This is a genomic window from Streptomyces tibetensis (genome assembly GCF_007655005.1).
GTDB classification, from domain to species: Bacteria; Actinomycetota; Actinomycetes; order Streptomycetales; family Streptomycetaceae; genus Streptomyces; species Streptomyces tibetensis.
Genome location: NZ_SZVW01000001.1, coordinates 107,142 through 129,176 on the forward strand (window position 1 = coordinate 107,142; position 22,035 = coordinate 129,176).

At 74.5% G+C, this 22,035-nt stretch carries 18 protein-coding genes and 2 pseudogenes; 9 read left to right on the forward strand and 11 right to left on the reverse strand.

Going from position 1 to position 22,035, the window contains the following annotated elements; translation table 11 throughout:
• Nucleotides 1–52: 52 nt before the first annotated feature.
• The 6 genes from FDO69_RS00465 to FDO69_RS00490 form a co-directional block, all read right to left on the reverse strand.
• Nucleotides 53–2,689, reverse strand: coding sequence for a SpoIIE family protein phosphatase (locus FDO69_RS00465; RefSeq protein WP_104777575.1), 2,637 nt, complete (start codon nucleotides 2,687–2,689; stop codon nucleotides 53–55).
• 252 nt (nucleotides 2,690–2,941) lie between these two features.
• Nucleotides 2,942–3,373, reverse strand: a complete 432-nt coding sequence (locus FDO69_RS00470) for an ATP-binding protein (protein WP_234387792.1) — start codon at nucleotides 3,371–3,373, stop codon at nucleotides 2,942–2,944.
• Between the two features lie 442 nt (nucleotides 3,374–3,815).
• Entirely contained in the window at nucleotides 3,816–4,250 is a 435-nt protein-coding gene (locus tag FDO69_RS00475; RefSeq protein WP_104777577.1) for a (deoxy)nucleoside triphosphate pyrophosphohydrolase, read from the reverse strand.
• 62 nt (nucleotides 4,251–4,312) lie between these two features.
• Nucleotides 4,313–4,507, reverse strand: coding sequence for a hypothetical protein (locus FDO69_RS00480; RefSeq protein WP_104777578.1), 195 nt, complete (start codon nucleotides 4,505–4,507; stop codon nucleotides 4,313–4,315).
• 341 nt (nucleotides 4,508–4,848) lie between these two features.
• On the reverse strand, nucleotides 4,849–5,601 hold the full coding sequence (locus tag FDO69_RS00485; protein ID WP_104777579.1) for a GntR family transcriptional regulator: 753 nt from the start codon (nucleotides 5,599–5,601) through the stop codon (nucleotides 4,849–4,851).
• 147 nt (nucleotides 5,602–5,748) lie between these two features.
• Nucleotides 5,749–6,186: a hypothetical protein gene (locus FDO69_RS00490; RefSeq protein WP_234387793.1), complete on the reverse strand. Its 438-nt coding sequence runs from the start codon at nucleotides 6,184–6,186 to the stop codon at nucleotides 5,749–5,751.
• 96 nt (nucleotides 6,187–6,282) lie between these two features.
• Here FDO69_RS00490 and FDO69_RS00495 point away from each other — a divergent pair, with 96 nt between their 5' ends.
• Nucleotides 6,283–7,494 carry a serpin family protein gene (locus FDO69_RS00495; RefSeq protein WP_104777580.1) on the forward strand — a complete coding sequence of 404 codons (1,212 nt, stop codon included), beginning with the start codon at nucleotides 6,283–6,285 and terminating at the stop codon, nucleotides 7,492–7,494.
• 28 nt (nucleotides 7,495–7,522) lie between these two features.
• Here FDO69_RS00495 and FDO69_RS00500 read toward each other — a convergent pair.
• Nucleotides 7,523–7,777: pseudogene (locus FDO69_RS00500) on the reverse strand (LysR substrate-binding domain-containing protein); the annotation flags it as partial.
• On the opposite strand from FDO69_RS00500, the pseudogene FDO69_RS00505 reads away from it, so the two are divergent.
• From FDO69_RS00505 to FDO69_RS00535, 7 genes and pseudogenes are all read left to right on the forward strand, one after another.
• Nucleotides 7,769–7,903: pseudogene (locus FDO69_RS00505) on the forward strand (MMPL family transporter); the annotation flags it as partial. The pseudogenes FDO69_RS00500 and FDO69_RS00505 overlap by 9 nt on opposite strands.
• A 118-nt stretch (nucleotides 7,904–8,021) precedes the next feature.
• Complete coding sequence (locus FDO69_RS00510) at nucleotides 8,022–9,605, forward strand: SDR family oxidoreductase (protein ID WP_104777581.1); 1,584 nt, start codon at nucleotides 8,022–8,024, stop codon at nucleotides 9,603–9,605.
• 4 nt (nucleotides 9,606–9,609) lie between these two features.
• Complete coding sequence (locus tag FDO69_RS00515; RefSeq protein ID WP_104777582.1) at nucleotides 9,610–10,983, forward strand: cryptochrome/photolyase family protein; 1,374 nt, start codon at nucleotides 9,610–9,612, stop codon at nucleotides 10,981–10,983.
• 237 nt (nucleotides 10,984–11,220) lie between these two features.
• Nucleotides 11,221–12,375 carry a polyprenyl synthetase family protein gene (locus FDO69_RS00520; RefSeq protein WP_104777886.1) on the forward strand — a complete coding sequence of 385 codons (1,155 nt, stop codon included), beginning with the start codon at nucleotides 11,221–11,223 and terminating at the stop codon, nucleotides 12,373–12,375.
• Nucleotides 12,372–13,934, forward strand: a complete 1,563-nt coding sequence (crtI, locus tag FDO69_RS00525) for a phytoene desaturase family protein (protein WP_104777583.1) — start codon at nucleotides 12,372–12,374, stop codon at nucleotides 13,932–13,934. The genes FDO69_RS00520 and crtI overlap by 4 nt, the downstream gene beginning before the upstream one ends.
• The gene (locus tag FDO69_RS00530; RefSeq protein ID WP_104777584.1) at nucleotides 13,921–14,901 is read left to right on the forward strand and encodes a phytoene/squalene synthase family protein; all 981 of its coding nucleotides are present in this window, start codon (nucleotides 13,921–13,923) and stop codon (nucleotides 14,899–14,901) included. The genes crtI and FDO69_RS00530 overlap by 14 nt, the downstream gene beginning before the upstream one ends.
• Nucleotides 14,894–15,919 carry a Rieske (2Fe-2S) protein gene (locus FDO69_RS00535; RefSeq protein WP_234387794.1) on the forward strand — a complete coding sequence of 342 codons (1,026 nt, stop codon included), beginning with the start codon at nucleotides 14,894–14,896 and terminating at the stop codon, nucleotides 15,917–15,919. Before FDO69_RS00530 ends, FDO69_RS00535 begins: the two co-directional genes overlap by 8 nt.
• Before the next feature lie 147 nt (nucleotides 15,920–16,066).
• On the opposite strand, the gene FDO69_RS00540 is transcribed toward FDO69_RS00535, so the two are convergent.
• The 4 genes from FDO69_RS00540 to FDO69_RS00555 form a co-directional block, all read right to left on the reverse strand.
• Nucleotides 16,067–17,575 carry an FAD-dependent oxidoreductase gene (locus tag FDO69_RS00540; RefSeq protein ID WP_104777585.1) on the reverse strand — a complete coding sequence of 503 codons (1,509 nt, stop codon included), beginning with the start codon at nucleotides 17,573–17,575 and terminating at the stop codon, nucleotides 16,067–16,069.
• Nucleotides 17,576–17,829: 254 nt separating this feature from the next.
• Nucleotides 17,830–18,561 (reverse strand): class I SAM-dependent methyltransferase, encoded by a 732-nt coding sequence (locus FDO69_RS00545; RefSeq protein WP_104777586.1) that lies wholly within the window; start codon nucleotides 18,559–18,561, stop codon nucleotides 17,830–17,832.
• On the reverse strand, nucleotides 18,558–19,781 hold the full coding sequence (locus tag FDO69_RS00550) for a lycopene cyclase family protein (protein WP_104777888.1): 1,224 nt from the start codon (nucleotides 19,779–19,781) through the stop codon (nucleotides 18,558–18,560). The genes FDO69_RS00545 and FDO69_RS00550 overlap by 4 nt, the downstream gene beginning before the upstream one ends.
• A 266-nt stretch (nucleotides 19,782–20,047) precedes the next feature.
• Complete coding sequence (locus tag FDO69_RS00555) at nucleotides 20,048–21,229, reverse strand: MerR family transcriptional regulator (protein ID WP_234387795.1); 1,182 nt, start codon at nucleotides 21,227–21,229, stop codon at nucleotides 20,048–20,050.
• 160 nt (nucleotides 21,230–21,389) lie between these two features.
• Here FDO69_RS00555 and FDO69_RS00560 point away from each other — a divergent pair, with 160 nt between their 5' ends.
• Entirely contained in the window at nucleotides 21,390–21,995 is a 606-nt protein-coding gene (locus FDO69_RS00560; RefSeq protein WP_104777587.1) for a sigma-70 family RNA polymerase sigma factor, read from the forward strand.
• Nucleotides 21,996–22,035: the final 40 nt, after the last annotated feature.

Here is a 22,035-nt window from a genome sequence, read left to right on the forward strand (position 1 = left end):
GTGCGGTCGATGTTGCCGGGGAGGACGAGCAGTACCTGTGTTCGGTTCCGGGTCAGAACAGGCTCAGCAGGGCCTCCGCCGGGTCCGTGAGGCTCGTGTCGCCACCGGGCAGGGGCAGTTCGAACCAGACCGTCTTGCCCCGCGGGGTCCGGCGGGAGCCCCACGCCGCGCTCAGGAGGCCGACGAGCTGGAGGCCGCGGCCGCCCTCGTCGGTGTCGCGGGCCCGGCGGCGTCGGGGCTGGACCAGGCCGGAGTCCCACACCTCGCAGACCAGGGTGCGGTCGAGCAGGAGGCGCAGCCGGATCTCGCCCTCGCCGTAGCGCAGGGCGTTGGTGACCAGTTCGCTGACCAGGAGCTCCGTGGTGTCGACCAGGGGTTCCATGTCCCAGGCGAGCAGCTGGGCGCGGGCGTACTCGCGGGCCCGGCCCACGCTGCGCGGCTCGCGCGGCAGGGTCCAGTCGCCGACGGACTCCGTGGGCAGCCCCTGTACACGTGCCATCAGCAGCGCGATGTCGTCCTCGCCGTGATGGGTGTCCAGGGTGTTGAGGACGTGGTCGCAGACGTCCTCCAGCGGCTGGGTCGGGTCGGAGAGCGCGCTGACGAAGGCCTGGAGGCCCTCGTCCAGGGGGTGGTCGCGGCTTTCGACCAGGCCGTCCGTGTAGAGCGCGAGCAGGGCGCCTTCGGGCAGTTCGACCTCGACCTCCTCGAAGGGCTCCCCGCCGACGCCGAGCGGCATGCCCGGCGGCACGTCGAGCATCAGCGCCGGCTCGCCCGGCTCGACCAGCACGGGCGGCAGATGGCCCGCGTTGGCGAAGGTGCAGCGCCGGGTGACGGAGTCGTAGACGGCGTAGACGCAGGTGGCGAGGTACACCTCCGACAGGTCCGCCTCGCGGGGGCGGCGGGCCGCCCGGGTCGCCTGCTGGACGCCCCCGGGGGCGCCGAGGCCACGGGCGATCTCGTCCAGCTGGGAGAGTACCTCGGCCGGTTCGAGGTCGAGCTGGGCCAGCGTGCGGACCGCCGTGCGGAGTTCGCCCATGGCGACGGCGGCGCGCAGGCCGCGGCCCATGACGTCGCCGACGACCAGCGCGGTGCGGTGCCCGGGGAGTTCGATGACGTCGAACCAGTCGCCGCCGACCTCGCTGGGCCGGCCGGTGTTGACGTTGCCGGGCAGATAGCGGCAGGCGATGTCGAGGCCGGAGGCCTCCGGGTCGCCCGGTGGGAGCAGGGACCGCTGCAGTATCAACGCGCGTTCGTGCTCGCGACGGTAGAGGCGGGCGTTGTCGATGCAGACCGCGGCACGGGCGGCGAGTTCGACGGCCAGGTCCCGGTCACGGTCGCCGAACGGCTCGCTGCCCTTGGTGCGGGCGAACTGCACGAGTCCCACGACGGTGTCGTGGGCGACCATCGGCACGGCGAGCGTGGACTGCACGAGTCCGCCGTCCTCGCCCGGGACGGTCTGGGGGCGGGCGGTGCGCAGGGCGTCCGCGCAGGGCGAGTTGAACGGGTAGTGGTGGACGGCGCCGACCGAGACGGGCACGCCGGCGCCCGCGAAGGGCTCGTCGGAGACGGCGCTGGCGAAGGCCACCCGGCGCAGCTCGGCGCTGCCGTCGGCGAGGCCGGGCGGCGTCTCGTCACCGGCCAGCAGGCCCTGGTAGAGGTCGACGGTGGCCAGGTCGCAGAAGCCGGGGACGACGACGTCGAGGAGTTGCCGGGCCGTGGTCTCCAGGTCGAGGGAGTTGCCGATGCGGGCACCGGCCTCGTTCAGCAGGGCGAGGTTGCGCCGGGCGGCGGCGGCCTCACGGGCGGCGGCGCGACGGGCGGTGATGTCCGTGCCGAGCCAGGCGACGCCGATGGGGCGGCCCGAACCGCTGTGCACACGATAGAGGTTGACGGACCAGTGGCGGCGCTCGTCGGAGCCCGGTACGAAGCCCGTGACGTGCATGTCCGTGATGGAGTTGCCGGTCTCCAGCACGCGGCGCAGGGTCGCGGCCACCCGCTCGGCCTCGCCACGCTGGAGGTAGTCGTGGACGCCCTTGCCGCGGTGGTCGTCGGGCGTGCCGCCGAAGATGGACGCGAACCGCTGGTTGGCGCGGCGGACCCGCAAGTCGGGGTCGATCAGCAGGAAACCGAACGGGGATTGACTGAAAATGGCCTGCGAGGCGGCGAGGTCGGTCTCGATGCTGCGCAGGGTGCGCACGTCGACGACGATGCAGACGGCGGCCTTCTCACCCTCCTCCGTGCGCGTCGGCATGACGTACACCTCGGCGAGTCCCTCGTGGCCGCACTCCCCCTCGGCGCCGCTCGGCATCCGGAAGGGCACCACGCCGGTCCACTCGCGGCCGTCCAGGATCTCGGCCATCTTGCGCATGCCGCGTTCACGGTGGCGCGGGTCGATGAACGCCTCGATGGGGTCCATGCCCACGGCGCGGTCGGCGCGGATGCCGAAGAGGTGCTCGGCGCGCAGGCTCCACTGGTCGACCAGGCCGTCGGGGCCGATGGAGAAGGACGCGACCTTGATGTAGTCGTAGATGGATCCGGGGGGACTGCTCTGCCACAAGGCGTCCCCTGACGACACACCGTCGGCGGCGAGCGCGCCTCCCACCGCGGAGGCCAGGCCGTCGGCAGCCCTTGCCCTCGCGCCCTCCGACGGGTCCTCGGACTCCGTGGCCTTCGCTGGTATCTCGCTCACGCGAACCGTCCCCTCCAGCTCACCGCGTCCGGCACCGGTCACCGGGGGCGGCTGCCCGCAGTATCCAGCACTACGGTGCCGCACAACACGGTGTTCACGATCACAGCACGGTCCCGATGGTTTTCGGTCCGGACCGTGACAACACTTCCAGTCTTCTAACCAGGGGACACGCCCTCGAATCCCGTCCACCGGCAACCGCCACTGGCCTGAACCAATCGCTCTACAGCGGCGGGCAGTACGTACACCGGATATTCACTCCGGCACTGCGAGTTCGAACCACACCGTCTTGCCCGTGGCGCCGGGCCGGGTGCCCCAGCGGCGGGAGGCGGAGGCCACCAGATGCAGTCCGCGGCCGCTCTCGTCCTCGAGTCGGGCGGCGCGCTCGCGGGGCGGGTCCGGCAGCGGGTCGGAGACCTCGACCAGGAGGGCGCCGTCCAGGCCCGAGCGGCGTACCAGGCGAACTCCGATGGGGCCCGTGGCGTGCCGCAGGGCATTGGTCACCAACTCGCTGACCAGCAGTGCCGCGAGGTCCGCGAGGCTGTCGAGGCCCCAGTCGCGGAGTTGGCCGCGCACGGCCTGGCGAGCGGTGCGTACAGCGCCCGGTTCGGCGGGAAAGGTCCAGTCGGCGCAGTCACCCTCGGTGTCGATCACGCCGATCACTTCCCAGGCAGGAGCCCCACCCATGTCCGGTTTCATGGGCTTAATGGGCACATACCCGATATCCGGGGCGGAGTACCGCGCGGGGCGGCGCACTGTGGCACGAAAGGCGTAGAGGCGCTGGTGCAGCAGTGCGATGGGATCGCACGCCCCCGGCGGGCTTCAGGCGCCGGGCCCTTCCGGCCTGCCGGGCCGGGCTCTGCGGTCAGCCGGGGCCGGGGTTCTGCGGTCAGCCGGGGCGGAGCTCTCCCGGCCAGCCAAGGCGGGGCTCTTACGGTCAGCCGGAGTCGGGGCTCTCCGGTCAGCCAGGGCCCGGCTCTTACGGTCAGCCGGGGCGGAGCTCTCCCGGCCAGCCAAGGCGGGGCTCTTACGGTCAGCCGGAGTCGGGGCTCTCCGGTCAGCCGGGGCCCGGCTCTTACGGTCAGCCGGGGCGGAGCTCTCCCGGCCAGCCAGGGCGGGGCTCTTACGGTCAGCCGGAGTCGGGGCTGGGGGAGGCCGGGGTCTGTGCGACTCCCAGGTGTGCGACAGCCTGCCGTACGGCCGGGACGTCCTGGTCGAGCCAGGGCACGTCCCAGATCTCGTCGGGGCCGAGCCAGCGCAGTTCGTCGTGGTCCTGGAGGGGCCGGGGAGCGGCCGAGCCGGGGCGCAGCCGGGCGCTCCACACGTGCAGGACGTAGGGCGCCCTGAGAGGCCACTCCCCCGGGACGCGCCCGCTCACCTCGGCGTCGACGCCGAGTTCCTCACGCAGCTCCCGCGCGAGCGCCGCGTCGGCCGTCTCTCCGGGCTCGACCTTGCCACCGGGCAGCTCCCAGCGCCCGGCCAGTTCGACGGGCGCGCTGCGCCGGGCGGCCAGCAGCCGCCCGTCCTCGACCAGCGCGGCCCCCACGACGATCCGCTCACTCATGCGGGGAGCCTACGGGAGCCCCGCCGATCTCCGGAGCCCTCCCCGGGGCGCCCCCGCGACGGTCAGTCGTGCGCCACGGCCGGCCCGTTCTGGCCGAGCCGTTCGACCCAGTACAGGTGCTTGTGTCCGCGACCGTCGAGGCTGTCCGCGATCTCCTGGGCCTCGGCCCGGGTCGCGTAACGGCCCACTCGGTAGCGGTTGCCGTTGTCGTCCTCTCGTATCACGAGCCAGGGGAGAGTGACCGTGCTGTCGTTCATCGCGCCCCTCCACTTCCCGCCCGCGGCCTGTGCCGTGCCCCACCCGCCAAGGAAACCGCAATGCGCATATGCCCGACCCTACGCCTAACCTTCACGGAGCGAATACGGGTTTTCACGAAGAGGTACGCAACCAGCCAGAACGCAGGGGGCGCACGCCGGTGAACGCGCCGTCCGCACGCCTCTGCGCAACCAGACTCAGGCATACCGCATACACGGGTGTCCACCTGCGGGGAAGGCGGTCGGCTCTGGGCCGTGCGGTCTCCCGGTCCCGGTCGGTCCGTACGGCGATCGGGTGAGCGGGGCGCGCGAGGAGCGCGCAGCGGGGCGGATGGGAGCGTGCGCTACTTGACCGGAAGGTGGTAGGCGACCCGGTACCGATCGGCCGGGATGACCACGTCGGCCGTCTCCACCGGACGTCCGGAGGCGTAGAAGGTGCGCTGGATGACCAGGACCACATGCCCCGGGACGCCGCCCAGGACGAGGAGTTCCTCGGCGAGGCCGGGCCGCGCGCCGACCTCCTCCGTGACGTTGTCCACGACCACGTCGATGGCGCGCATGCGCTCGACGACGCCCATGCCGCCGACCGGCCCCTCCTCCGGCAGCATCACGGGCGTACGCCCCGTCACGGTGAGGGGCTCCCAGGACGTGGAGAGCATCATCGCCTCGCCGCCCTCACGGTAGAGGTACCGCGTGCACATGACCCGCTCGCCCGGCTCGATGCCCAGCCGCTCGGCGACCGCGACACTCGCCTCGGACTGCTCGCTGCTGGATTCCCAGGTGCCGCGCCCCTCGCCGTCGGCCTGCTCCTGGCGGAACGGCGTGGCCCCGCCGGACGGGCGGTAGCCGGAGCGGGAGATGCGCCGGGGCACGGGCCGCTCGCGCACATAGGTCCCCGAGCCGGAACGGCCCTCGACCAGGCCCTCCGCCATGAGCACCTTGCGGGCCTCCAGCGCGACCGTGTCCGAGACCCCGTACTCCTGGCGGATTCTGGCCTGGGAGGGGAGGCGCGTGTGCGGTGGCAGCTGACCGTCGACGATCTTCTTGCGGAGATCACCCGCGACGCGCAGGTACGCCGGCTGCTCACCGAATGTCACTGGCCGCTCCCATCAGGTTGTACAGACAGCAACAGCGTCGCAACCGTAGGTTGTGCGATGCAAGCAAAGGCCAGAGAATCACTCGATGTGATGACATGGGGCGGCGAAGGGCTTTACGCAGGCACTTTCTCCCCGCTATAGCCGCCGTCACACCTGCGCTTCGGACTCTTTCTTCTCGCCGTCCCCGACGGCGGGCGGGGTCGACGCCAGACCGAGGGCCTTGCGCGCCGTGACGGTCGTCGGCCCGTCCACGATGCCGTACGCCTTGCCGTAGTGCGCGTAGTAGGTGTCCGCGTCACCCGCGGTGCTCGCCCTCTTCCACTCCGTCCGGGCGTCCTCCAGGTCCGCGACGAAGCCGGCGACCGGTGTGCGGGCGCCGGCCGGCCAGGTGTGCCCGCGCAGGGCCTCGATCTGCTCGCCGAGCACGTCGTGGGCCTGGGCGGCCCACGCCCGGTGGGCGGCGAGGTCCTCCTCGGGGGTCTTCTCGGGCTCCTCGTAGAGCGCCGCGTCGAGGGCGTTGGCCGTCGACAGGAAGGCCACCTGGTGGGTGTCGAGCGTGGCCCCGGGGGGCGGGGATATCGACACGGGTACGGTGCTCCTGGCTGAGGCGGTGAGGAAGCGGGCCGTCCGCAACCGACGTACGGCTGGGCGCATCGTAAGCGGCGGGATCACGGGGGCGGAATGCGGGCGACAAACGAGGCGATACGGGCGGCGAACGCCCTGACGGCCCGCTGGGCGTCGCACGTCTGCGGGGGCACGGTGTTCTCGGCGGCGGGGGTGTGGCCCCTGCTGGCCCTCCTCGCGTCGGGGGCGAAGGGCGTGGCCCGCGAGGAGTTGGGCGACGCCCTGGGTGTGCCGGCGGACCGGGCGGGAGCGGCGGCGCGGGAGTTGCTCGCGGCGCTGAGGGAGATCGACGGCCTGGAGTCCGCGCTGGGGTTGTGGACCGCGCGGACGGTGGAACTGCGCGAGGAGTGGGCGTCGGGGCTGCCGGTCGGGGTGCGCGGGGTGCTCACGGGGGACGCGGGGGCGGACCGGCGGGCGCTGGACGCCTGGGCAGCACGGCGAACCGGCGGGGCGATCGAGCGGATGCCGGCGGCGCTGCGGCCCGACACGTCCCTGGTGCTGGCGAGCGGGCTGGTGCTGCGGACGGACTGGGAGGTGCCGTTCAAGGGCGACCTCATGCCGTGGGGCGATCACGACCGGGCCGGGCTCACCCGCACCCACCCCGGTCTCGACGACGTGGCGCTCGCGCGGACCCCGGGCGGCCCGGTGACCTTGGCGACGGTGCGCGGCACGAACGGGCTGGACGTCCTTCTCCTGCTCGGCGACGCGCAGTCGACGCCCGCTCAGGTCATCGGGGCGGGAGTCGACGTCGTCGGCGGTGCGCTCACCGCCGTTCCCGGGAGCCGGCTGCCGCACGGCCGGCCCGGCCCCGGGCTGCGGCTGGAGAGGCTGCGTACCCAGCGCCCCGAGCCGCCGGCGCTGACGCTGAGCACCGCCGAGTTCACCCTGGCCGCGGATCACGACCTGCTGGACCACGCGGCGTCGTTCGGCCTGGCCGCGGCCGCGGACGGCGCCCCGGGCCACTTCCCGGGCATCAGCGCCGTACCGCTCGCCCTGGCCTCCGGCCGGCAGTCGGCCACGGCGACGTTCAGCGCCGAGGGGTTCCGCGCGGCGGCCGTGACCCTGATGGAGGCGGTCTGGCTCGGCTGGGAGGACCGGCCCGAACCTCAGCACGAGACGACACGGGCCTACGCCGTCTTCGACCGCCCCTTCGGGGTCCTCGCCGTTCACCGCGAGACGGGTCTCGTGCTCGCGGCGGGCTGGGTCACCGACCCGAAGCGCTTCCCGGAGGACGGGGACGCCTACGTCCTGGACACCTCGGGAGGGTGACGGCCGGCCGGTTCACAGCGGGTACGCCTCATCCGGTACGGCGGCCCGTCACCCGCCGGCAGGCCTGCGCGCACGCCCGTACCAGGGGCCGCCGCCCGTCCTGTCGTCTCCAGGCCAGGACGTAGCGGCTGGGGGTGACGCCGTGTACCGGGCAGGCCGTCACGCCGGCCAGGGTGAGCAGGTGGACGTTGCCCTCCGCCACGAGGCGGACGCCGAGGCCGGCGGCCAGGGCCTCGTAGGTCTCCTGCGTGCCCGCGATCTCGGCGCCGATGCGCGGATCGCGTTCATCGTCGCCCTCGGGGTGCTGCTCGACACGCTCGTGGTGCGCTCCCTGCTGGTGCCCGCGATGATGATCGACATCGGGCGCCGGGCGTGGTGGCCGAGCGTTCTCGCCCGCCGGGAGGACTGAACCGCCCGCGGCGCCCAGGGGTGCATCCGCCGGGGCCGCCGAGCCGGAAGTGTTCCCGTCAGGGCTGGTCGCGATCCGGCGGCACGGCAGCGGTGCGGGACGCCGGGGAGGTACGGGTATGACGACGGACGGACAGCGGCTGCACTGCCTGGTCACCGGGGCGTCCGGATACATCGGCGGGCGCCTGGTGCCGGAACTGCTGCAGGAAGGCCACCGCGTCCGGTGTCTGGCCCGCTCCCCCGGCAAACTCCGCGACCACCCCTGGGCGGCGCACGCGGAGGCGGTCCGCGGGGACGTCACGGACCCGGAGTCGGTCGCCGCCGCCATGCGCGGTGTCGACGTCGCCTACTACCTGGTGCACGCCCTGGGTTCCGGCTCCCGCTTCGAGGACACCGACCGCGCCGCCGCCCGGGTTTTCGCCGAGCAGGCCCGGGCCGCGGGCGTACGGCGGATCGTCTACCTCGGCGGGCTCACGCCGCACGGCGTCCCGGAGGCCTCGCTCTCCCCGCACCTGCGGTCCCGGGCCGAGGTCGGACAGATCTTCCTCGACTCCCCCGTCCCCGCGACGGTGCTGCGGGCCGCCGTCGTCATCGGCTCCGGCTCGGCGTCGTTCGAGATGCTGCGCTACCTCACCGAACGCCTGCCCGTCATGATCACCCCCAGCTGGGTGCACACCCGCACCCAGCCCATCGGGGTGCGGGACGTGCTGCGCTACCTCGTCGGGTCGGCCACCATGCCCGACGACGTCGACCGGGCCTTCGACATCGGCGGACCGGACGTCCTCACCTACCGGGACATGATGCTGCGCTACGCCGCCGTGGCCGGGCTGCCGCGGCGGTTCATCGTGCCCGTCCCGGTCCTCACCCCGCGGCTGTCCAGCCACTGGGTCGGCCTGGTCACCCCGGTGCCCGCCGCCCTGGCCCGGCCGCTGACCGAGTCGCTGCGGCACGAGGTCGTCTGCCGCGAACACGACATCGCCCGGTACGTGCCGGACACCCCGGGCCGCCCCCTGCCGTTCGACGAGGCGCTGTCCCTGGCGCTGCGCAAGGTGCGCGAGGCGCAGGTCGCCACCCGATGGTCCTCGGCGTCGGTGCCCGGAGCGCCCAGCGACCCGCTGCCGACGGACCCGGACTGGGCGGGCGGCAGCCTCTACCAGGACGAACGGCACCGGCCGGTCGACGCCTCCCGGGCAGAGCTGTGGAAGGTCGTCGAGGGCATCGGCGGCGACAACGGCTGGTACTCCTCCCCGCTCGCCTGGGCCGTCCGGGGCCGGCTGGACCGCTTCGCGGGCGGGGTCGGACTGCGCCGCGGACGGCGGGACACCGAGCGCCTGAGGGTCGGTGACTCGCTGGACTTCTGGCGGGTCGAGGAGCTCGAACCCGGTCATCTGCTGCGGCTGCGCGCCGAGATGCGGCTGCCGGGACTCGCCTGGCTGGAGATGTACGCCGAGACCGACGAGGCGGGCCGTACCCGCTACCGGCAGCGCGCCCTGTTCCATCCGCGCGGCCTGCTGGGCCACGCCTACTGGTGGAGCGTCGCCCCGTTCCACTCCGCCGTGTTCGGCGGCATGGCCCGCAACATCGCCCGGGCCGCGGCCGAGGGCACGGGCGGGCGCCGCAGGGCCTCGCGCATCCGGCGGGCCCGCGAGCGGCGAAGTGTCCGGCAGCAACGAACGGAACCCGCACCACCGCACCAGGAGTGACACCATGACCGTCGCGGTCGTCCTGTTCACCTCGGACCTGCGTCTGCACGACCATCCGCCCCTGCACGCCGCGCTGAACTCGGCCGACGAGGTGGTGCCCCTGTTCGTCCGCGACCCCGCCATGCACGCCGCCGGCTTCGACGTGCCCAACCGCGCCGCCTTCCTCGCCGACTGCCTGGCCGACCTCGACTCCTCGCTGCGCCGCCTCGGCGGACGGCTGGTGGTGCGCAGCGGGCCGGTCGCCCGCGAGGTCCGCGCGGTCGCCGCCGCGTGCGGGGCCACGGAGGTACACATGGCGGCCGGGGTCAGCGGCTACGCCCACCGCCGTGAGGAGCGGCTGCGCGAGGAACTCGAAGCCGACCGGGTCGCGCTGCGGGTGCATGACAGCGTGGTCACCGCCGTCGCGCCGGGGGCCGTGACACCGCTCGGCTCGGACCACTTCGCCGTGTTCACCCCCTACATGCGCCGCTGGTCCAAGGAGCCGCTGCGCGACCTCCTGCCCGAGCCGCGCGCGGTGCGGGTCCCCGACGCGGTGCGCGGCGAGGAACCGCCCTCGCGTCCGGAGGCGGCGGTCCTGTCGCCGGACCTCCCGCCCGGCGGGGAGTCGGCGGGGCGGGACCGGTTCGCGCGCTGGGCGGACACCGGCCTGTCCCGGTACGAGGAACGGCACGACGACCTGGCCGGTGACGCGACCTCACGCCTGTCGCCCTACCTCCACTTCGGGGCGCTCTCGCCGGTGGAGGTCGTCCGGCGGGCCCGCGAGCGGGGCGGTGCCGCGGCGGAGGCGTTCGTCCGCCAGCTGTGCTGGCGCGACTTCCACCACCAGGTCCTCGCGGCCCGGCCCGAGGCGTCCGTCCGGGACTACCGCTCCCGGGGCGACCGGTGGCGCGGCGAGGAGGAGGCCGCCGAGGACATCGCCGCGTGGCGGGAGGGCCGCACCGGCTACCCGGTGGTCGACGCGGGCATGCGCCAGCTGCGCCACGAGGGCTGGATGCACAACCGGGCGCGGCTGGTGGTGGCGAGCTTCCTGACCAAGACGCTGTACGTGGACTGGCGGATCGGCGCCCGGCACTTCCTCCGGTACCTGGTGGACGGCGACCTCGTCAACAACCAGCTGAACTGGCAGTGGGTCGCCGGCACCGGCACCGACACCCGCCCCCACCGCGTCCTCAACCCCGTACTCCAGGGCAGGCGCTACGACCCGGACGGCATCTACGTACGCCGCTGGGTGCCGGAACTGGCGGACGTCGCCGGCGCCGCGGTGCACGAGCCCTGGCGGCTGCCGGACGACGAGCGGGCCCTGCTGCGCTATCCGGCGCCGCTCCTCGACCTCGGCGAGGGCCTGGCCCGCTTCCGGCAGGCCCTGGGGCGCGACTGAGAGCCCGGGCCCTCGACCGAGAGCCCGGTTCGGAACCGAGAGTCGGGTTCGGAACCGAGAGCCCGGTTTGCGAGGGAGAGCTCGGTTCGGAACCGGGAGCCTGGTTTGCGACGGAGAGCCCGGTTCGGAACCGGGAGCCCGGTTCGCGGCGGAGAGCCCGGCACCCGGCGCATCCGAAACACCGCTGTCCGCGGAAGCACTGATGTGCGGATGACCGGAAGCGAGAAGGGGTTGCGCATGCTTGGACCGCGGCCGACGGCGGCCGGACCGGCGGAGACGGACGACGCCCCGCTCACGGCTCCGGGGGCCACGCGTGCCATGGAGGCGGTCCTCGAGCGGGTGCTCGAGGCGCGGCTGCGGCAGGCACGCGACACCGATGCGGTGTTCGCCCACGAGATGGCCGAGCGTGTCGCCTCGTTCGTCCGGCGGGGCGGCAAGCGGCTGCGGACGGCGTTCGTGTGGTGCGGCTGGCGGGCCGCGGGCGGCTCCGGTGACGCGGACGCCGTCCTGCGTGCGGGGGCCGCCCTCGAACTGCTCCAGGCCTGCGCCCTCATCCACGACGACGTGATGGACGGATCACCGCTGCGCCGGGGCGGGCCCGCGATGCACGTGGACTTCGCCCACGGGCACCTGGCCGGCCCGACGAGCGGCCGGGCGTACGGGTCCGCCGAGTCGTTCGGGACGTCGGCGGCCGTGCTCGCGGGGGATCTGGCACTGGCGTGGGCGGACGACCTGCTGACCGAGACGGCGCTCGCCTCGCCGTACGGCCCGCGGCTGTATGACGAGTGGCGGGCCATGCGCACCGAGATGGTGGCCGGGCAGTACCGCGACCTGCGCGCGCAGGCGAGCGGCTCGTCCGGCACCGAGGAGGCGCTGACCATCGCCGTCCTGAAGAGCGCCCGGTACACGGTCGCGCGGCCGCTGGCGCTCGGTGCGTCGCTCGCCGGTGCCGATGCCCGCACCCTGGGCGCGATGCGGGCCGCCGGCCGGTGCGCGGGGCTGGCCTTCCAGCTGCGCGACGATCTCCTCGGCGCGTTCGGGGACCCGGCGCTGACCGGCAAACCGGCCGACGAGGACCTGCGCGCCCGCAAGCTCACCCCTCTCCTCGCCGTCGCCGTCCGGCTCGCGGAGGCCGGCGGCGACCAGGACGCGGCCGCCGTGCTCGCCCCGAACGCGGAGGCCCTCCCCGGGCACACCGTCGAGCGGATGCGGGCGGCACTGGAGCGGACGGGCGCCCGCGGTGAGGTGGAGGCGAGGATCGCCGACCTGGCGGCCTCCGGTCTGCGGCACTTCGGGGCGACCGGCGCCGCCCCCGCCGTACGGCGGGAGTTCGCCGCCCTGGTCGAGCGGGCCGCGGGCGTCGCCCCGCGGCACGCGGAGGAACTCGTATGAGGACGGTGACGGGCCCGACGGACCATGTCGTCGTGGTCGGCGCCGGCCTGTCCGGACTGGCGTGCGCCCTGCACCTGCTGGGCGCCGGACGGCGGGTCACGCTCGTCGAACGGGACGCCGGCCCGGGCGGGAGGGCCGGGCGGGCCGGGCTCGGCGACTACCTGGTGGACACCGGGCCCACCGTGCTGACGATGCCGCATCTGGCCGACGAGGCGTTCGCCGCGGTCGGCGAGCGTCTCGACCGGCACGTCGAGCTGGTGGCCCTGCACCCCGCCTACCGGGCGGGCTTCGCGGACGGGTCCTCACTCGACGTGCACACCGACGGCGACGCCATGGAGGCGGAGGTGCGGCGCTTCGCCGGACCGGCGGAGGCCGCGGGTTACCGCAGGCTGCGGACGTGGCTGGAGCGGCTGTACCGGGCGCAGATGCGCCGTTTCATCGACACCAACTTCGACTCGCCGCTCCAGCTCGCGCACCCGGACCTGGCCCGGCTGGCGGTGCTCGGCGGCTTCGGGCGCCTCGACGGCCGGATCGGCCGCTTCCTGTCCGACACCCGCCTTCGCCGGGTCTTCTCCTTCCAGGCCCTGTACGCCGGAGTGGCACCGGCCCGGGCGCTCGCGGCCTACGCGGTGATCGCCTACATGGACACCGTGGCCGGTGTCTGGTTCCCCAAGGGCGGCATGCACGCGCTGCCCCGGGCGATGGCGGACGTGGCGGCCGGTGCCGGTGCGGAACTGCGCTGGTCGGCCGAGGTGAGCGCGCTGGAACGCACCGCCGGACGGGTGCGGGCGGTCCGGCTCGCCACGGGTGAGCGCATCCCCTGCGACGCGGTGGTGCTGACCTGCGAACTGCCCGTCGCGCACCGGCTCCTGGGCCGGGCACCCCGGCGTCCGGTACCGCTCCGGCACTCGCCGTCCGCGGTGGTCCTGCACGCCGGGACGGACCGCACCTGGCCCCAGCTGGCCCACCACACGCTGTCCTTCGGCGCCGCGTGGGAGCGCACCTTCGACGAACTGACCCGCTCGGGAGCGCTGATGAGCGACCCGTCGCTGCTGATCACCCGTCCGACGACGCACGACGCCTCGCTCGCGCCGCCGGGCCGCCACCTCCACTACGTCCTGGCGCCCTGCCCCAACACCGCCGTCGGCCCCTCCGCCGCCGCCTGGCGCGACCTCGGCCCGCGCTACCGCGACAGCCTGGTCGACGAGCTGGAGCGCCGCGGCCTGGACGGCTTCGCGGACAGCGTCGAGGAGGAACTGCTGGTGACCCCGCTCGACTGGACGGCCCAGGGGCACGCGGCGGGCAGTCCCTTCTCGGTCTCCCACACCTTCGCCCAGACCGGGCCCTTCCGGCCGCGCAACCTCGTCCGCGGGCTGGACAACGTGGTGCTCGCCGGCTGCGGGACCACCCCCGGTGTCGGCGTACCGACCGTGCTCATCAGCGGGAAACTCGCCGCCGCCCGCGTCACCGGTGGCCGTGCCCGAGCGCCACGAGCCGGCCGGCCCCCGTACCGCCGCCCGTCCACCCCGACCGGAGCAGGTGCCCATGACCCGTCGTGAACTGGACGCCGCCGGAGTCACCGACCCCGGCCTGCGCGCCGCCTACAGCCGGTGCCGGCAGCTCAACGCCCGCCACGGCCGGACCTACTTCCTGGCCACCCGCCTGCTGCCGCTGGAACGCCGTACGGCCGTGCACGCGCTGTACGGCTTCGCCCGCTGGGCCGACGACATCGTCGACGACCTGGACCGGCGCGTGACACCCGACGAGCGGGACCTGCTGCTGAAGCGGCTGGAGGAGGATCTCGCCCATGCGCTGCGCACCGGCGGCGGGGACGAACCCGTGGTCCGGGCCGTGGCCGACACCGCCGACCGCTACGGCATCGAGGTGGACCTGTTCGCCGACTTCCTCGCCTCGATGCGCGCCGACCTGACCGTCACGGACTACCCGACCTACGCCGACCTGCGGGCCTACATGCACGGCTCGGCCGCGGTGATCGGCCTGCAGATGCTGCCCGTGCTCGGCACGGTCGTCCCGCGCGAGCAGGCGGCACCGCACGCCGCGGCCCTCGGGGTGGCGTTCCAGCTGACCAACTTCCTGCGGGACGTGGGCGAGGACCTGGACCGCGGTCGCGTCTACCTGCCGGCGGACCTGCTCGCCGCCCACGGCGTGGACCGGCCGCTCCTGGAGTGGAGCAGGCGCAGCGGCCGCCGCGACCCTCGCGTCCGGTCGGCACTCGTCGCGGCCGAGGCCCTGACCAGGGACGTGTACCGGACGGCCGAACCGGGCATCGCGATGCTCGACCCGCGGGTGCGCCCCTGCATCAGGACCGCGTTCACGCTGTACGGCGGCATCCTCGACGCGATCGCGCGGCACGACTACACGGTGCTGCACCGCCGTGCCGTGGTGCCCCGGCGCCGGCGGGCGGCCACCGCCGCGGCCGGTGTCCTGCGGGTGACCCGCGCGCGGTGGGCGGCGCACGCGACGGCTCCGGCCGCATCGGAACGGAAGGGACAAGGCCGTGGCTGACCGAGCGGACAGGACACGCTGGACCTCACCCCTGCGGCGGCGCCGCGGCCCCGGCTGGGCGGAACAGACGCCGACCTGGCGCGCGGCCCGGCCCGCGCTGATCGCCGACACCCTCAAACGGGCGTCCGCCCGGCCGTCCGGCAACTGGTTCGTGGTGGGCGCCTCCCGGGACGTGCGACCCGGCCGCCCCTACGGAAGGACCGTCGGCGGCGTGGAAGTGGTGCTCTGGCGCTCGCCGGCCGGTGAGCTCCGGGCCGGTCCCGGCGCCTGCCCGCATCTCGGTGCCCCGCTGCGGGACAGCCGGGTGGTGTGCGGCACGCTGGTGTGCCACTGGCACGGACTGGCCCTGGACGGCTCCGCGTTCGCCGGCTGGCAGCCGTACCCGGCCCATGACGACGGGGTGCTGGTGTGGGTACGGCTGGACGCGGTGGGCGGTGAGGAGCCGTCGGAGCGGCCCCTGGTCCCGGCCCGGCCGGCACCGGGCAGCGGGGTGGACGCCGTGTTCACGGCGGTCGGGCGGTGCGAACCGCAGGACGTGGTGGCCAACCGGCTCGACCCGTGGCACGGATCCTGGTTCCACCCGTACTCCTTCGTCGATCTGACGGTCGTGCGGGAGCCGCAGGGCGACGAGGGCGGCGAGGGCGGCGACGGGGGCGACGCCTTCGAGGTCGATGTCTCCTTCCGGGTGGCGGGTCGTCTGGTGGTGCCCGTGCGGGCCGAGTTCACCGCTCCGGAGCCGCGGACCGTCGTCATGCGCATCACCGACGGTGAGGGCGCCACGTCCGTGGTGGAGACCCACGCCACGCCGCTCACCGCCGCGGACGCCGAGCAGCCGCGGACGGCCGTGATCGAGGCCGTCGTCGCCGCTTCGGACCGGACCGGTTTCGCGTTGGCCCGCGCCGCCGCCCCCGTACTGCGTCCCCTGATGCGGCAGACGGCCGGGCGCCTGTGGCGCGACGACCTCGCCTACGCCGAGAGACGCTGGGAGTTGCGCAGCACGGGGCGGTTCCCCGGGTGACGTGAAGCCGGTTGCGCAGCACCGGGCGGTTCCCCGACCGACCGGATGACGTGAACCGGGTTGCACGCGCCGGGCGTTGTCCCGACCGAAATGACCCCGCCGGACGGGCCTGCGCTGAGCGGCCCGGGCCCGTTCGGCGGCCCGGGGTCATCGGCGCGCCGGACGGTCCGCGAGCACGCCGAGTGCCCGCAGCACCGGCGAGCGGCCCGCCCGTGGCACGGTCCACAGCACCTGGCCGCGGACGCCCCACCCGGCGAGCAGGGCGTTGGACGCCAGGAAGCCCGTGGTGGCGGCGCGTTCCATCAGGGCCACGGGCAGGTCGCAGCGCAGCCCGTCGCCGGCCAGCGTCAGCCACGGGTGCGGGGTCCTCACCGTGGGGCGCCGGTGGTGGGCGCCGACCGGGAAGAGCGGGCAGTCCGAGCGCCACTCGTGCCGGGCGTCGACGACCCGCGCCCGGCCGGTCTCCGGGTACACCCGGCGCAACTGCCCGAGCAGCGCGTCCTGCACGGCCCCGGAGTCCGCACCGGGGGTGACGGCGTAGGCGTGCAGTTCCACCACGGAACCCCCGTGCTTCGCGGCCCAGCGCGCGGCCTCGCCCTCGTAGCGTTCCAGGACGCTGATGTTGTCGAGGCCGTCGTAGCCGCTGGTGCCGAGGAAGCCGGGGCGGTGGGCGCGGACCGGCCGGTCGAGCCAGAGCCGCGAGACGAGGAACGGCGGGGCGGTGCGCAGGGCGGCGATGCCGTCGCGCCAGGGGGTGGTGCCCAGGCCGGGCGAGGCGGCGACGACCCGGCGCAGTCCCCCGGTGTCGAGGGCGAGCACCACCGCGTCGTGCCGGTCGGTGCCGGTGCCGGTGCGCACCTCGGCTCCCCCGGTGCCGGCGGGGTCCACGCCGTGCACGGGTGTGCCGGTGCGGACGGTCGTGCCGAGGCGCCGGAGGTAGTCGGCGAGCGGCTCCCACAGGGCCTGGGGGAAGGGCTCGTCGGGCACGTCGAAGAGCAGCCCCTCCGAGGAGCCGAGGAAGTAGATGTGGAACATCAGCATCAGTTCGGCGGCGGAGAGTTCGCGCGGGTCGGCGAAGAAGCTGCGTGAGAACACCTCGAAGGCCAGGTGGTGCGCGGCTTCGGGGAAGCGGACGCGTTCCAGGAAGGCGGTCGCGCTGATCTCGTCGAAGCGTGTGTACACCTCGGGCACGCGCACGTCCGTCAGCGGCAGCGCCGCTCGGGCGTCCAGGGCGGTGAGGTCGCGCCAGCGGAAGGTGGGGCTGAGGGCGACGAAGCCGAGGGCGCTCAGGGGCGGGGTGCGCGGGACGCGGGCGAAGCTGTCGGTCAGGCCGCCGCTGTGCCGCAGGGGGTAGTCGGGCAGGGGGGTGAGGCGGGCGAGGGCGGGGTCGGTGCGCCGCAGCAGGCCGCGCAGGTTGTAGTACTGCCGGAAGAAGGCGTGGAAACCGCGGCTCATGGTCACCTCGGAGCCGTCGGCCAGCCGGGTGCGGTACCCGGCGAGGCGGCCGCCCAGGGAGTCCTCGCGCTCGTAGAGGGTCACTCGGGCGCCGCGTTCGGCCAGCCCGGTGGCCGCGGCGAGTCCGGCGATGCCGCCGCCCACCACGGCGACGGACGGTGCGTCCCCGGGCGCGAACCGGTCCCGGCCGGGCGCCGGCATCAGGACCTCGGCCTTGCGGTCCCGGCCGCGGCGGGCGGCCGGGCGGGTGCTCGTCGGGCAGCTCTTCGGTGAGCTTTCCGGTGAGCTTTTCGGTGAGCTCGGCGTTGTGTTCTCCGGTGAGCTTTTCGGTGAGCTCGGCGTTGTGCTCTCCGGTGCGCTTTCCGGTGAGCTCCGCGTTGTGCTCTCCGGTGAGCTTTCCGATGTGCTCCGCGTTGTGCTCTCCGGTGCGCTTTCCGGTGTGCTCCCAGGGGGACTCATCGGGTGGCCTCCCTTGCCGTGGCCGATCCGTTGCGGGCGACGAACGTGTGCGTGATGCCGGTCTGCCATCCCGCGAGGGGCAGGGCCCGCGCGCCCGTGAACCCGGCCCGCGTCAGCCGCATGGTGAAGTCGGAAGCGCTGTCGAAGTCGAGGACGCTGTGCCACAGGTGCCGGTACAGGGCCCGGTCACCGGTGAGCGTGCCCGCCGGGATGATCACCCCCTGGCACACGGCCGTCCACAGCGCCCGGTGCGCGGGCGAGCCACCGAGGCTGTACTCGTGGACGGCGAGGCGCCCGCCCGGCCGCAGCAGTGCGCGCACCGTGCCGAGGACGCCGTCCGGGTCGGAGACGTTGCGGAACAGGTAGGCGGCGAAGACCGCGTCGAAAGGCCCTTCGCCGGCCGTCGCCAGCTCCTCGGCGCTCAGGTGCACAAAGCGCACGGTGTCGGGCCAGGGTTTGGTCCGGGCCCGCCGCAGCATGCCGGCGGAGGCGTCCACCGCGGTGATCCGCGCACAGGGTGCGGCCCGCAGCAGGGCCCGGGTGGAGGCGCCGGTGCCGCAGCCCAGGTCGAGCAGCCGCAGCCCGGCCCCGTCCCCGGGGAGCCTCAGCCGGCGGGCCGAGCGCAGCAGGTCGGCGCGGTAGCCCGGGTTGAGGCCGGTGAGGCGGTCGTAGGTGCGGGACGCGTGGTCGAAGGCGCGTGCCAGGTCGCGGTCGCGCAGCAGGGTCATCGGGGGTTCTCTCCGGTTCCTGGGGCGGGGTGGGTGCGGCGGGGCAGGAAGGGCACTTCGAGCGCGGTGCGCAGCATCGGGCCCACGGGGGTGCGCAGCCCGATGCCCCACTCCTCCCGGAGCGAGGTGGCACCGTCGAGGAAGCGCAGCAGGCGGTGCGTCGGAATCCGGCGGAAGAGGCCGGTGAAGAACGCGGGGCCGTCGATCCGGCCGGTGTCCAGGGCCCGCAGCAGCACCGCGTCCATGGCGAGTGCCCGCCGCCCGTGCGGCGCGGGCACGGTGGCGCGGCCGTCCCGCACGGCGGCGGCGACGGCCCGGCTGTGCCGCTGTACGGCCGCGAAGGTGTAGCCGGTGGCGGGGCGGGTGGCGCCCCCTGCCGTTCCGATGCGGAAGACGGCCGTACCGGTCCGCCGGGGGAAGCGGGCGTCGGTCATGGGGATGACGCCCTGCTCGGCCGTCTCCACGGCGAACTCGCCCAGGCGCAGCACCTCCCGGGCGTAGTGACCGAGCGCTGCCTCGTACGCCGCCGTCGTCAGTGGGCTCTTGGAGAACTCGGTGTATTCGACGAGCGCCCGGTCCGGGGCCAGCGGCAGGACGTAGCCGAAGGCGAGGCCGTGCCGCGGCTGGGGCACCCGGAAGTCCATGAGGTCGGCGACCGCCGGGTCGAACCGGTCGGTGCGGGTGCGCACGAACCAGCCACGGAAGTGCTGCAGCAACTGCGTCCGGGCCGGTGGCAGGGCGTGCAGGGGCCGCGAGTCGAACACGAGCCGGGCGCGCAGGGTCAGTGGCCTGCCGCCGGGTTGCGTGCAGCGGACCTCGGCGCCTCCGGGGACGTCGCGCACCGTGTCCGCGGTCGCGCGCAGCAGCCGTCCGCCGGGCGAGCCCGCCAGCCGCGCGTGCACCAGCCGTTCGAACGCCGCGGAACGCACCATGCGGTAGCGGGCGGGGGCCGGATCGACGGTGAGCGGGCTGCCGTCGCGGTCGTGTACCCGCAGCAGGGGCCAGGTGGCGGTGACCGCTTCGCCGAAGCCGTCGGCGTCGTCGTCGCTCTGGTCCCAGTAGCACCAGGTCCGTTCCGCCGGGCGCGCGGGACCGTCCGGCGGCTCCACCACGGTCACGGTCGCGACGGCGGTCTCGAGCAGCCGGTACGCGAGACTGAGGCCCGCGGCACCGCCCCCGAGGATCACCACGTCCGGCGCGCCGACAGGCCCCCGGCTCACCGGGCCCACCACCCGCAGCCCATCACCGCACCCCGCTCCCGGCCACCTCGTCGACTGTGTCCTGTCCGTTCACCGCCGCTTCTGGCCGGCGGCCGTGTACGGATGCAGTCGAAGGCAGTCGGATGCGGTCGGCCGGATCCACCGCGACACGGACGCGGTCGGTCGAAATCACCGCGACACGCATGCGGTCGGCCGGTCGAAATCACTGCGACACGCATGCAGTCGGCCGGTCGAGATCACCGCGACACGCATGCAGTCGGCCGGAGTCACCGCGGCACGACCGACTCCAGCACGGCGACGGCCTCGGCCAGCCCCGTCGGACGCGGCAGTCCGGCAACGGTCCGGCCGGTCCAGCCGGGCCCTATCGTCAACACGACCGGCTTGCGGCGGGCACCGCGCACCCCCCACTCCATCGCGGCCACGTGCTGGGCCAGCGGCCGGCTGGCGGTCGTCCGGGACTGCGCCCACAGCCCCACCGCCGCGGGCCCCGTTCTGCGGACGGCCGTGACGAGGGACTCCACGGGCAGGGCGCCGCCGAACATCCGCACCGGCACACCGCGTTCGGCCAGTGCGGCCGCCAGCACCTCCAGGGGCAGCGTGTGGTTCTCCCCCGGCACACAGGCGAGCACGACGGTCGCGCCCGGGCGGTCGGGGGCCGCGGGCGGGGCGCCTCGCCGCAGTGCGCCGGAGACGTGCCAGGACAGGAAGTGCTCGACCTCGACGTACTTCTCGCCCGAGCTCTCCCACTTGCGGCCGACCGCCTGGAGGGTCGGCATGATCACCTCGGTCCAGGCGGCGACCAGCCCGTGCTCGGCGATCGCGGACCGGAGCAGGTCGTCCAGAGCGGGGGCGTCGAGGCGCAGTGCGGCACGGGCGATGCCCTTGCACTCCTGGCGCACATCACCGAGACGCAGCCCGCTGCCCGCGCGGCTGCGGGTGGGGGTAGCGGTGCGGGCGCGATCCGACGGTCGCGGTGGTGTGCCGCCGGTCGACCGCCCCGGGTCCGCCGACCCCGGTGAGGCCCCGGCGTCCCGTCGGCCCGGGGTCGGTATCGCTGCCGGGGGCGCCGGGGCAGCCGGCCCGGCCGGGTCCGCCTCCGGTTCCACTTGAGTGGGCCGACCGGCGGAACCCGCCGCATGCGTCGTTTCGCCGAGGACCGCGCGGGCCGCCTCGGCGGGGGGTATCCCGGTCGCGGTCAGGGCACACATCCGCTCCAGCCGGGCCACGTCCGTCGGGGTCCACCGCCGGTGCCGGCCACCGGTGTGCGCGTCGGGTCCGAGACCGTAGCGGCGGTCCCACGTGCGCACGGTGGTGGGCGCCACCCCCAGCCGCCGGGCCACCTCGCCGGTGGTCAGGCCACCCCCGAGTGGCCCACCCGCGAGCGGCCCGCCACCGTGCGGCCCGGCCTCGCGTCCGCGGCGTTCGCTGTCCCGTTCGTGTGCACCCATACCTCCGACTGTACGACGCATAAACGACGCATGTTGAGCTGCGTCGTTTACGCACCGAACACTGGCCTGGAGCGCATGGCGCGGCTCACACAGCGCGACCGGTGCGGTTCGGCAGACGGCCTTCCGTCCCCGCACGACGCACTGCAGGAGGAACCAGGCCATGATCACGAACACGCGACTCACCGCCCCCGTCGCGCCCGCGGAGGAAACGCGGTACGAGGAGGAGCTGGCCCGTGGCCTCGTCGCCGCCGACGAGGAGGCGTTCGCCGCGATCTACCGGCGCTGGGGCGCGCTCGTCCACACCATGGCCAGCCGACTGCTCGGTGACACCCACGAGGCGGAGGACGTGACCCAGCAGGTCTTCCTCGGCGCCTGGCACGGCCGGGCGGGCTTCCGCCCCGAACGGGGTCCGCTCGGCGCCTGGCTGGTCGGCATCACGCGCCGCAAGATCGTCGACGCGCTGGCGGCCCGGACGCGACGGCTGACGCTCATCGACTCGGCCGGCCGCGACGCGGACCCCACCGGCCCCGACGAGGCGGCACCTGATCGTGTCCTGGACCGGGTCCTGCTGGTCGACGCCCTGGCCCGGCTGCCGCGCCACCAGCGGGAGGTGCTGTGCATGGCCTTCTACGAGGACCTGACCCAGGCGCAGATCGCGGAGCGGACCGGGATGCCCCTGGGGACCGTCAAGAGCCACGCCCGTCGCGGCCTGCACCGGCTGCGCATGGTGATCGAGCAGCACCAGGCCGCCGACGCGGACCGATAGCGGTGCCGCCGTACGCGCATCCGCGGCGGCCCTCACACCT